Here is a 10,132-nt window from a genome sequence, read left to right as displayed (position 1 = left end):
TTTTTTTGTTGCACTTTTAGTCAGTCGGACAATTTATTCTTCAATTGCTGGTTGCCAGACCCATTCCGCATTGTAATCCTTCAAGAGGTCAAAGGAAGCTTGAGGTCCCATGGTTCCAGATTTATATTCATGAAGAGGGACTTGATTTTCAGCCCACAGGTGTTCGATTCGGTCAATTAACTGCCAAGAGGCTCTAACTTCATTCCAGTGGCTGAAGTTGGTTGAGTCATTGTTCAAGACATCATAGATCAACTTTTCGTAAGGCTCTGGAGAAGCACCAGTTGCAGTAGCTTCTGTTACATAGTCGAAGGAAATGGGAGCAATCTGGAACTGCTCGCCAACTTCTTTTCCGTTGACACTGAGAGAGAAACCTTCATTTGGTTGAATGTAGATGGTAAGCACGTTTGGTGCAATTTCCTGACCAAAAATAGAGTCCATTTGTTTGAAGACGACATTGACATGGGTACCCTTTTTGGTCAGACGTTTTCCTGTACGGAAGAAGAAAGGTACTCCACGGAAGCGATCGCTATCCACAAAGAAGGCTCCAGAGGCAAAGGTCTCGGTCATGGATTCAGGGTTGACATTTGGTTCACTACGGTAAGAGATGTCCTTTTTCCCTTGAATTTTTCCAGAACGGTATTGACCTCGGATAAATTGTTTCTTTAATTCTTCATCAGATGGGTTGACCAATTGTTCAAAGACTTTCACCTTCTCTTTACGGATGTCTTCCTTGGTGAAGGAAGCTGGTTTGTCCATAGCTAAAAGAGAAAGCAGTTGAAGGGTATGGTTTTGGACCATGTCGCGAAGGGCACCAGATTCATCATAGTAGCCACCACGTTCTTCGACTCCTAGTCGTTCTGCGAAAGTGATTTGAACATTGTCGATATAGTCACGATTCCAGATGTTTTCAAAAATTAGGTTGGCAAAGCGGAGGGCAAAGATGGACTGGATCATTTCTTTACCAAGATAATGGTCGATCCGGAAAATTTGCTCTTCCTCAAAGGTTTCTTCCAGTTCTTTGTTGAGCTGACTAGCTGTTTCCAAATCCGTTCCAAATGGTTTTTCAACGATCAAACGCTCAAAGCCTTTTCCATCCACAATGCCTTCAGATTTCAAATGTTTGGCAATCGTACCAAAGAATTGAGGTGCCATGGATAAGAAGAAGAGTTTATTATGTTCAGCTTGGTAGGTATCGTTGAGCTGATTTTGAAGTTCACGAAGCTTGATGTAGTGCTCCGTATCATTGACATCGTGGCTTTGGTAGTAAAAATGGCTGGCAAATTCTTGCGCCTGTTCAGGACTGTCTGCTAAATCCGAAATGGATTCAACGACAACGGATTCAAAGTATTCTTTGCTCCAAGGTCGACGAGCAGTTCCTATCACTGCAAAATGCTCGGAAAGATTTCCGGCTTTATAGAGTCTAAAAAGGGAAGGGTAGAGTTTGCGTTGAGCTAAATCTCCACTGGCCCCGAAAATGGTTACAATTACTTTTGAGGACATGTTCATACCTATTTTCTAACTTGATAAACCATATTCTACCATAAAATTCAGAAAATTTCTCTTTGAAAGTAAAAGGATTCGGACTTTAAAAGAGAATGAAAGTGGAAGAAGCCACTAAAAAAGGTTGGACCGAAAGGTCACAACCGAGAGATGTTTAACGTCCTTTAGAAGACCCGATAGACATAAGGATTCGTAGGTTTTTCTACTGAGTGGGCTTCCTTTATTTCTAAGATAGGAAGGGTTTGGCCAAGTTGTTTATGGTATTGGATCTTGAGAGTTCCAGTAGCCTGGACCCAGGTATTATCGTCATAGGTTTGGGAGGCTCCTTTGGTTAACAAACCATAGACTCCTGAATCAGCGATACAGTGGATAATTCCAAAACGGAAAAGGAACTGACTGCCCGGATCCTGGGGATCCTTATAAATGAAGCCGGTTAGGGTAAAGGCTTTTCCAGCAAATTCATCTGGATAGTCGTAGATCACTTCCATGACTTCCATATAGTTTTCTGTCGTGATCTGGATATGATCTTGCTTGAGGTACTTCTTGGCTGCAGCCCTCATCTCAGATTCATAAGCAGACTTGGTAAAATAACTGCTAGTATCTGGCTTGAGGTATTGGTTGGTTGTCCCCTCATCATTTTGAATATCTTTGGAAGAGCCAGCCGCGATGGGAAAATGATAGCCCTTGGCTGAAACCGTTTGGGAATCCAAGGTCACTGTCGGGAAGCCAATCCCTACAATCAAGGGAATCAGGAGCAGAAGAATACTCATGACTTTGGCTTTTTTACTGGTGAGGTGACTATGAACGGGCAGATTCTTCATCCAAATATAGAGCTGGACGACAGCCAAGAGGAAGGAAAGAATCATAGAGATATAGGCTAAATAGGAATAATGCATATTAATGTATTGGTTGAGCTTACCAGAAAGCTGCAAATACATAGTAATTTCGAAATAGCCTGCTAAAATGAGAAATCGAATCATAGGACCACCCCCACAAACCAAGCATAAACCAAGACAACGAGACTGACGATGCTAATGAATTGGACAATAAAGCGATTGGTCAGATAATTCTTCATCATCAAGAGGTTCTTGACGTCTAACATAGGTCCGATAACCAGAAAGGCTAAAACGGGAGCTAAGCCAAAACTCGAGAGAAGGGAAGAGCCGATAAAAGCGTCCGCCTCACTACACAAGGAGAGGAGGAAGGAGAGAAGCATAAGGAGGAGTATGGCTAGGAGTGGCGTCGCTGAAATAGAAGTTAGCACGCGAGTTGGCACATAAACCTGAACCACACTGGCAAATAAACAACCGAAGACCAGATAGCGTCCAGTGTCGAAAAACTCGTCAATGGCCTGCACAAACACTTGGAAGAAGCGTTGACCGGCAGATAGTTTTGAAAAGTCATGAATATGGACTTCCTTGCGGTTGGCCCGTTGAATAGAAGCTGTTTGGAAAAAACCTAGGAAAATTCCCAGAACAGTCGCCACCAGGATAGAGCCGATCGCTCGTAAGAGAGCCATTTGAATAGAATTGCCAAAGGCAGAATAAGTGGCAAAGAGGACAATGGGGTTAATAACTGGGGCTGTCACTAGGAAGGGCACAGCTGTATAGCTAGGCACCTTCTTCTCTAAAAAGCGATTGATAATGGGGACGATACCACACTCACAGGAAGGGAAAATAAAGCCAATCAAGGTCCCAAATAGAATTCTCCCCCATTTATTTTTGGGAAGGGCTCGGTAGACTTTTTCAGGGGTGATGTAGACATCAATCGCCCCTGAAATGATACTTCCAATCAAAACAAAGGGAAGGGCTTCAATCATAATCGAAAGAAAAATCGCTCCAGCCTGAAGGACACTGATTGGCAGTTGTTGGAAGAAACTCATTTGTCAGAATCCTTCTGCTCTTTTTCCCCTGTTGTTTCATTCTTCTTGTCATCTGGTAAAGTGACTTGAGGGGGATCTGGGAAGACAGCAAATTCCTCAAAGAGTTTGTCTAAATCGTCTGTTTTTGAAAATTTAATCGCCATGATAGGTCTCCTTTTCTTTTTTTCTCATTATATCAAATTCTCAAAAAAGAGGGGAAAATCAAGTTTAAAAGTAAGATGAAAAAGCAGTATAGAAGGCCTTCTATGGTATAATAGAAGCTATGGAAAAATATGAAAAAATAGCCCAAGAATTAGGTGTCAGTCTCAAACAAATTGATACTGTTTTGACCTTAACAGCAGAGGGATCCACCATCCCCTTTATCGCTCGGTATCGAAAAGATGCTACAGGGAATCTAGATGAAGTAGCCATCAAAGCTATTATCGACATGGACAAGTCTTTAACAGCCTTAGCCGATCGGAAAGAAACGGTTCTCGCTAAGATTGAAGAGCTTGGGAAACTGACCCCAGTCTTAAAAGAAGCGATTGAGCAAGCTGAAAAATTGGCGGATGTGGAAGAATTGTATCTCCCCTACAAGGAAAAACGCCGGACCAAGGCAACCATTGCGCGTGAGGCAGGACTTTTCCCAGTTGCTCGGATGATTCTGCAAGATCAAAAGGACTTGGAAACAGCAGCAGAAGAATTCCTATCTGAAGGATTTCCAACTGTAAAGGATGCAATTTCTGGTGCTATCGATATCTTGGTCGAAGCTATTGCAGAAGATCCACAATTGCGCAACCTTACCTACCAGGAGATTCGCAAACACTCTTTAATCACCTCTAGCTTGAAGGATGAAAGCAAAGACGAGAAGCAAGTCTTCCAAATCTATTATGATTTTTCTGAGAAGATTGCAAACATGCAGGGCTACCGAACCCTGGCCTTAAACCGTGGAGAGAAATTGGGGGTATTAAAGGTTGGATTTGAGCATCCTGTAGACCGTTTGATTCGTCACTTTGAAGCCCGATTTAAATCGAAGAATAGCTACATTGAAGAAGTCATTAACCAGGCTCTGAAAAAGAAAATGCTACCAGCTATGGAGCGTCGAATTCGGACAGAACTGACAGAAGTGGCAGAAGATGGAGCCATTCAGCTTTTCTCTGAAAATCTTCGACACCTTTTGCTGATTGCTCCCCTCAAGGGGCGCGTGGTCTTGGGATTTGACCCAGCTTTTCGGACAGGAGCTAAATTAGCTGTTGTCGATCAGACAGGAAAGATGTTGACCACCCAGGTGATTTACCCTGTTGCGCCGGCTAAACCAGCACAAATTGAAGCGGCCAAAGAAGAACTGAAACGGCTGATTCGTCAATACGGCGTGGAAATCATTGCGATTGGGAACGGGACGGCTAGTCGAGAGAGCGAAGCCTTTGTTGCGGAAGTTCTCAAGGAAGTTCCAAATGTCAGCTATGTCATTGTGAACGAGAGCGGGGCATCTGTCTATTCAGCTAGTGAATTGGCTCGCCATGAGTTTCCGGAACTGACGGTTGAAAAGCGTTCAGCCATCTCCATTGCCCGTCGTTTGCAGGATCCATTGGCTGAGTTGGTCAAGATTGATCCGAAATCAATCGGAGTCGGCCAGTACCAGCACGATGTCAGCCAGAAGAAATTATCTGAAAGCCTTGATTTTGTTGTCGATACTGTGGTGAACCAAGTCGGTGTTAATATAAATACTGCTAGTCCAGCCCTCTTGTCTCACGTGGCTGGTCTCAATAAAACCATTTCTGAGAACATCGTGAAATACCGGGAAGAAGAAGGGTTAATCACCTCTCGGGCGCAAATTAAAAAAGTACCTCGTCTGGGAGCCAAGGCCTTTGAACAAGCAGCTGGTTTCTTACGGATTCCAGAAAGTGAGAATTTCCTCGATCGGACAGGGGTCCATCCAGAAAGTTACCCTGCAGTGAAGAAGCTCTTTACCTTACTAGGGATTCGGGAAATGGATGAAGAGGCCCAAGCTAAATTGAAACAAATTGACACGGTTTCTATGGCCCAGGAACTTGAAATTGGCCCTGAAACCTTGAAAGATATTGTCGCAGATCTTCTCAAACCAGGTCGCGATTTACGTGATTCTTTTGATGCTCCTGTCCTTCGTCAGGATGTTCTTGATTTGAAAGACTTGAAGATTGGTCAAAAACTAGAAGGAGTTGTCCGCAATGTTGTTGACTTTGGAGCCTTTGTCGATATTGGGATTCATGAAGATGGTTTGATCCACATTTCACAGATGAGTCAGCAATTTATCAAGCATCCAAGTCAAGTTGTTTCAGTTGGTGATCTAGTGACCGTTTGGGTCTACAAGATTGATTTAGAACGGGAAAAGGTAAATCTTTCCCTCTTGGCACCACATGAATCTGACTAAATACGTTCAAGAAGTGTCGCTGGAAGATTTTGGTCGCCCATTTCTTCACCAAGCCATCTGGAATCCTCGCTTGCGTTCGACTGGCGGTCGGTTTTTTCCAAAAGATGGCCATCTGGATTTCAATCCCAGAATCCTAGAAAGATTTGGCTGGGAAATTTTTCGAAAGATTGTTCGCCATGAGTTGTGTCACTACCATCTCTACTATATGAAAAAGGGCTATCGCCATCAGGATCAAGATTTCAAGGCCTTGCTCAAAAAGGTAGACGGCTTGCGGTATGCCCCTTCAGTTGATAAGGGAAACTATAAGATTTATATTTGTACGAGCTGTGGGCAAGAATTCAGGAGAAAGCGGCAGATTGATTTGCAAAAGTACCGCTGTGGGCGGTGTCGAGGACTACTTAAGTATCAAGGGACAATTGATCCAGGAAATCGGCCTTGAGTCGGATGACAGTGACTTGATTTCGGGATATACTGTTCTAAAATAATAGGAGGTAGGCCCTTGAATCCAACTTTTTATAAATTACGTCGAGGCAGAATCGTTTTCGGAGTATTTGCTGGACTAGCGGATCGATTTGGGCTCGATGCAAACCTATTGCGTTTTCTCTTTGTGCTCTTTAGTATCTTTCATGCTTATGGGCTTGTAGGCTTGGCTATTTATTGCCTGTGTGCCTTCTCCTTGCCGTATAAAGAAGACCTTGAAAGAGAAAAGTATGGCCTCGGACCTCGTAAACGGAAGGATGCACAAGTAATCAAAGACGATGATCCATTCTTTTAAAGAATTTTCATGAATCGAATAAGAATGTGGAGAAGGGCTTGGCCTTTCTCCATCTTTGTTTTTTTAACTAAAAAAGAGGACGATGGAAAAATGGGATAACAAGGATAAAGAGAAACATCAAAGAGTACTGGAATAAGTGTGAGAATAATAGCATCAGTTTCGATACCAAAAAAAGATGCTTGAGCAAGTCTTACCTGGGATAATTTGCTATAATAGTAAGAGAAAACAAAAAGGGAGAAGCCTATGGCAATAACAGTCCGAGATTTAATTGATAAGCTTCGTTTGAAGGTTGTGTACGGCAATGAAAGCCTATTTGAAAAAGAAATCACAACGGCAGATATTTCACGTCCTGGACTTGAAATGACAGGATATTTTGATTACTATACTCCAGAACGAATTCAATTGGTTGGGATGAAAGAGTGGTCTTACCTCATCAAAATGACCTCCCACAATCGTCACCAAGTTTTGAGAAAGATGTTCCAGCCGGAAACACCGGTACTCATCATCGCGCGGGATCTAGAGGTTCCCGAAGAAATGCTTCTCGCCGCTGAGGAAAAGCAAATCGCTATTCTCAGCAGTCGCGTTCCCACTAGTCGATTGTCTGGTGAACTATCAAGCTACCTAGATTCTCTCCTTGCGGAAAGAACCAGTGTCCATGGTGTCTTGATGGATATCTATGGTATGGGGGTTCTGATCCAAGGAGATAGCGGAATCGGGAAGAGTGAGACTGGGTTAGAGCTAGTCAAACGAGGCCATCGTTTGGTAGCAGACGACCGGGTAGATGTCTTCGCCCGTGATGAGATGACCTTGTGGGGTGAGCCTGCTGAAATTCTACGCCATCTGCTAGAGATTCGGGGAGTAGGGATCATTGATGTTATGAGTCTCTATGGTGCTAGTGCAGTGAAAGATTCTTCTCAAGTTCAAATCGCGGTTTACTTGGAAAACTACACCAAGGAACAAACCTATGATCGTCTTGGCAATAATGCAGAAGAAATTGAGTTCTGTGGAGTGACTATTCCAAGAATTCGCATCCCTGTTAAGACAGGTCGCAATATTTCCGTTGTCATTGAAGCAGCTGCGATGAACTACCGCGCCAAAGAAATGGGATATGATGCTACTAAAACCTTTGAAGATCGATTGACCCAGTTGATTGATCAAAATGAGGTGAAAGTATGAATCCAGTAGCTATTCAACTCGGTCCCTTTAGTATCCGTTGGTATGCGATTTGTATTATCCTCGGTCTCCTTTTGGCAGTCATCCTGTCTATGAAAGAAGCACCTCGTAAAGGGATAGAGTCAGACGATATCATTGATTTCATTCTGATTGCTTTTCCAGTAGCGATCATAGGGGCCCGTCTCTACTATGTTATTTTTCGATGGTCATATTTCAGGGAAAATCCAGGAGAGATTTTTGCCGTATGGAACGGTGGGATCGCTATCTATGGTGGACTCCTGGCAGGAGCTCTGGTCCTCTACCTATTTTCACGCAGTCGTTTGATTGATCCAGTTGATTTTTTAGATATCGCTGCACCGAGTGTCATGATTGCTCAAAGTATTGGCCGTTGGGGCAATTTTGTTAACCAAGAAGCCTACGGAGCCATTGTTAAGAATTTAGATTATTTACCTTCTTTCATTCGGAATCAGATGTTGATTGATGGACATTACCGCCAACCGACCTTCTTATATGAATCTTGTTGGAACTTGCTTGGTTTTGTGCTGATTCTTTACTTGCGTCGTCGTCCGAAACTTTTGAGAAAGGGCGAAGTTACTGCTTTCTATCTGATCTGGTATGGCTTTGGTCGAATGATTATTGAAGGAATGCGGACAGATAGCTTGATGTTTTTGGGAATTCGAGTTTCACAATGGCTTTCCCTGATCCTCATCCTACTTGGAATCAGCATCATGATCTATCAACGAAAAAAGAATGCACCATTTTATAGAACGGAAATAGATTAAGGAGAAAAGAAATGTTTATTGAAATTGCCTATGGGCTTTTAGGGTTAGCTTTAGTAGTTTTGGTCATCTACTTGATTATCTTGTTTTCAAAGATTGGAAAAGTTGTAGATGAGACTCAGGTAACGATTAAGACCTTGACATCAGATGTGAATGTAACCTTACACCAAACCAATGAGTTGTTAGCAAAAGTGAATGTTTTGACAGAAGATTTGAATCAAAAAGTTGCAACCATTGATCCACTCTTCACTGCAGTGGCAGATTTGTCTGTATCTGTATCAGATCTGAATGATCAAGCGCGTCAGATTAGCAAAAAAGCTGTCGTAGTTGGTGGGAAAACCGTTAAAACATCTGTCGGATTAAAAGCAGCTCGCATGGCTATGAAATTATTTAAATAAGAAAAGAGGTACATTATGGGACGTTTATCATCATTGTTAATTGGAACGATCACTGGCGCATCTGTTGCCTACTTCCTGACAACAGAAAAAGGGAAAGAGTTGACTGGGAAAGTCAAAGGTTTTGTAAAAGAATACCAAGAAAATCCACAAGAAGTTCATGATTCAGTGAAACAATCTGCAATGGAGCTATCCAAGCAAGCATCAGACGCTATTCAGCAAACCAAAGAAAAAGTTGAAAGTGGCGAGATCAACAAAGACACTGTTATCGAGACAGTGAAAGATAAGACGCAGGATGTGGTAGAATTTTCACAAGATGCTATCCAAACGATTAAGGAAAAAATCCAGCAAAAGACCGGCAATCAAGCAAGTCCTTTTCAGCCTAAACAGGAAAAAGAAAGTGAAGAGATTGTCCTTGAATTAGAAGAAACAGCTGTAGAAGAAGAATAAAATAATCCCTCACCATTGGTGAGGGATTCAGATTGAAGATAAAGTCTTCTGAAAAACTTCCCTTAGGTGAGTACGGACGTCAGCGAACTTCGAAGAAGTTCCATGACTTAGTTTTGAGCCTAAGGTCTCAAAACTCCCGAGTGCCTGAAACAACTTTGTTTCAGGCACTTTTCTCACAGCGGAAAGTTTTTAATCTTCTCAAATGGCTAAAAAAGTAAAAGTCATTTTTTGAAAATCGTTAAGCTGTTTTATGTAACACAATGGTTAGTCAATATTCAATAATCCCTCACCAATGGTGAGGGATTTCTTTTATGAAATGACAAACGAGGATGGGAAATGCCAAAAAGCCTCCCGAAGGAGGCTAAAAATGTAATCTTAGTCCTGTTTCCGTTTTAACTGGAAAATGCGGAAAGCTTGGATACTTCCCAAACTACAAGCAATTGCTGAGGCAAAAGCAAAGAAGGTATTCATCTTCATTGATAAAAAGACGAAACTAAATAAAACAGTTAAGACACAAAACACAGCAATATTAAGGAAAAATAGTAGCTCACTTAATTGCGGAGCTGGTTCAGTATCAAGGTTAAAATCATAATTAGTTGTTGTATTCTCTTGTTGAAGAGGGACTTCGACATAGTCGTATTCTTCAACAACTCTAAGTTTTCTTGCGGGCATATTTCTCTCTCCTAACAGTACTCTATTATTTTAACACGTTTTCAAGCATAGAAATGTTACAAAACTGTTACAATTTTTACAAAATTAAGAAATTTAGAGAGCAAAATGACTTTTTTG

General features: G+C 42.1%; 12 protein-coding genes. 7 read left to right on the top strand and 5 right to left on the bottom strand.

Annotated elements, in window-relative coordinates:
- Window positions 1-33: 33 nt before the first annotated feature.
- From zwf to ADH49_RS10255, 4 genes are all read right to left on the bottom strand, one after another.
- A complete protein-coding gene (zwf, locus tag ADH49_RS03275) occupies window positions 34-1,500 on the bottom strand; it encodes a glucose-6-phosphate dehydrogenase (RefSeq protein WP_048689762.1) in 1,467 nt (488 codons plus the stop codon).
- 164 nt (window positions 1,501-1,664) lie between these two features.
- Entirely contained in the window at window positions 1,665-2,480 is an 816-nt protein-coding gene (locus tag ADH49_RS03270) for a TIGR03943 family putative permease subunit (RefSeq protein WP_048689515.1), read from the bottom strand.
- Entirely contained in the window at window positions 2,477-3,382 is a 906-nt protein-coding gene (locus ADH49_RS03265; protein ID WP_048689512.1) for a permease, read from the bottom strand. The genes ADH49_RS03270 and ADH49_RS03265 overlap by 4 nt, the downstream gene beginning before the upstream one ends.
- On the bottom strand, window positions 3,379-3,525 hold the full coding sequence (locus tag ADH49_RS10255) for an SPJ_0845 family protein (protein ID WP_192831862.1): 147 nt from the start codon (window positions 3,523-3,525) through the stop codon (window positions 3,379-3,381). Before ADH49_RS10255 ends, ADH49_RS03265 begins: the two co-directional genes overlap by 4 nt.
- Window positions 3,526-3,644: 119 nt before the next feature.
- On the opposite strand from ADH49_RS10255, the gene ADH49_RS03260 reads away from it, so the two are divergent.
- The 7 genes from ADH49_RS03260 (at window position 3,645) to ADH49_RS03230 (ending at window position 9,343) form a co-directional block, all read left to right on the top strand.
- On the top strand, window positions 3,645-5,771 hold the full coding sequence (locus tag ADH49_RS03260; protein WP_048689508.1) for a Tex family protein: 2,127 nt from the start codon (window positions 3,645-3,647) through the stop codon (window positions 5,769-5,771).
- Window positions 5,758-6,210, top strand: coding sequence for a SprT family protein (locus tag ADH49_RS03255; RefSeq protein WP_048689506.1), 453 nt, complete (start codon window positions 5,758-5,760; stop codon window positions 6,208-6,210). Before ADH49_RS03260 ends, ADH49_RS03255 begins: the two co-directional genes overlap by 14 nt.
- Window positions 6,211-6,270: 60 nt before the next feature.
- Window positions 6,271-6,546, top strand: coding sequence for a PspC domain-containing protein (locus tag ADH49_RS03250; RefSeq protein WP_048689503.1), 276 nt, complete (start codon window positions 6,271-6,273; stop codon window positions 6,544-6,546).
- A gap of 243 nt (window positions 6,547-6,789) precedes the next feature.
- Window positions 6,790-7,722, top strand: coding sequence for an HPr(Ser) kinase/phosphatase (hprK, locus tag ADH49_RS03245; RefSeq protein ID WP_048689500.1), 933 nt, complete (start codon window positions 6,790-6,792; stop codon window positions 7,720-7,722).
- Window positions 7,719-8,501, top strand: a complete 783-nt coding sequence (lgt, locus tag ADH49_RS03240; RefSeq protein WP_048689498.1) for a prolipoprotein diacylglyceryl transferase — start codon at window positions 7,719-7,721, stop codon at window positions 8,499-8,501. The genes hprK and lgt overlap by 4 nt, the downstream gene beginning before the upstream one ends.
- 11 nt (window positions 8,502-8,512) lie before the next feature.
- Complete coding sequence (locus tag ADH49_RS03235; protein ID WP_006595909.1) at window positions 8,513-8,896, top strand: DUF948 domain-containing protein; 384 nt, start codon at window positions 8,513-8,515, stop codon at window positions 8,894-8,896.
- Window positions 8,897-8,911: 15 nt separating this feature from the next.
- The gene (locus ADH49_RS03230) at window positions 8,912-9,343 is read left to right on the top strand and encodes a YtxH domain-containing protein (RefSeq protein WP_048689494.1); all 432 of its coding nucleotides are present in this window, start codon (window positions 8,912-8,914) and stop codon (window positions 9,341-9,343) included.
- A 375-nt stretch (window positions 9,344-9,718) separates the two neighbouring features.
- Here the strand turns inward: ADH49_RS03230 and ADH49_RS03225 are convergent, their stop codons facing one another.
- Window positions 9,719-10,015: a DUF3270 family protein gene (locus tag ADH49_RS03225; protein WP_048689491.1), complete on the bottom strand. Its 297-nt coding sequence runs from the start codon at window positions 10,013-10,015 to the stop codon at window positions 9,719-9,721.
- Window positions 10,016-10,132: the final 117 nt, after the last annotated feature.

The sequence above is a fragment of the Streptococcus sp. 400_SSPC genome, from assembly GCF_001072745.1.
GTDB classification, from domain to species: domain Bacteria; phylum Bacillota; class Bacilli; order Lactobacillales; family Streptococcaceae; genus Streptococcus; species Streptococcus xiaochunlingii.
Note: the sequence above shows the minus strand (reverse complement) of the source record. Positions and strands in the feature narration are given on the sequence as shown.

Excerpts from the sequence above, each read along its gene's own strand:
- zwf (WP_048689762.1), bottom strand. The coding sequence starts at position 1,500 with ATGTCCTCAAAAGTAATTGTAACCATTTTCGGGGCCAGTGGAGATTTA.
- ADH49_RS03270 (WP_048689515.1), bottom strand. The coding sequence starts at position 2,480 with ATGATTCGATTTCTCATTTTAGCAGGCTATTTCGAAATTACTATGTAT.
- ADH49_RS03265 (WP_048689512.1), bottom strand. The coding sequence starts at position 3,382 with ATGAGTTTCTTCCAACAACTGCCAATCAGTGTCCTTCAGGCTGGAGCG.
- ADH49_RS10255 (WP_192831862.1), bottom strand. The coding sequence starts at position 3,525 with ATGGCGATTAAATTTTCAAAAACAGACGATTTAGACAAACTCTTTGAG.
- ADH49_RS03260 (WP_048689508.1), top strand. The coding sequence starts at position 3,645 with ATGGAAAAATATGAAAAAATAGCCCAAGAATTAGGTGTCAGTCTCAAA.
- ADH49_RS03255 (WP_048689506.1), top strand. The coding sequence starts at position 5,758 with ATGAATCTGACTAAATACGTTCAAGAAGTGTCGCTGGAAGATTTTGGT.
- hprK (WP_048689500.1), top strand. The coding sequence starts at position 6,790 with ATGGCAATAACAGTCCGAGATTTAATTGATAAGCTTCGTTTGAAGGTT.
- lgt (WP_048689498.1), top strand. The coding sequence starts at position 7,719 with ATGAATCCAGTAGCTATTCAACTCGGTCCCTTTAGTATCCGTTGGTAT.
- ADH49_RS03235 (WP_006595909.1), top strand. The coding sequence starts at position 8,513 with ATGTTTATTGAAATTGCCTATGGGCTTTTAGGGTTAGCTTTAGTAGTT.
- ADH49_RS03230 (WP_048689494.1), top strand. The coding sequence starts at position 8,912 with ATGGGACGTTTATCATCATTGTTAATTGGAACGATCACTGGCGCATCT.
- ADH49_RS03225 (WP_048689491.1), bottom strand. The coding sequence starts at position 10,015 with ATGCCCGCAAGAAAACTTAGAGTTGTTGAAGAATACGACTATGTCGAA.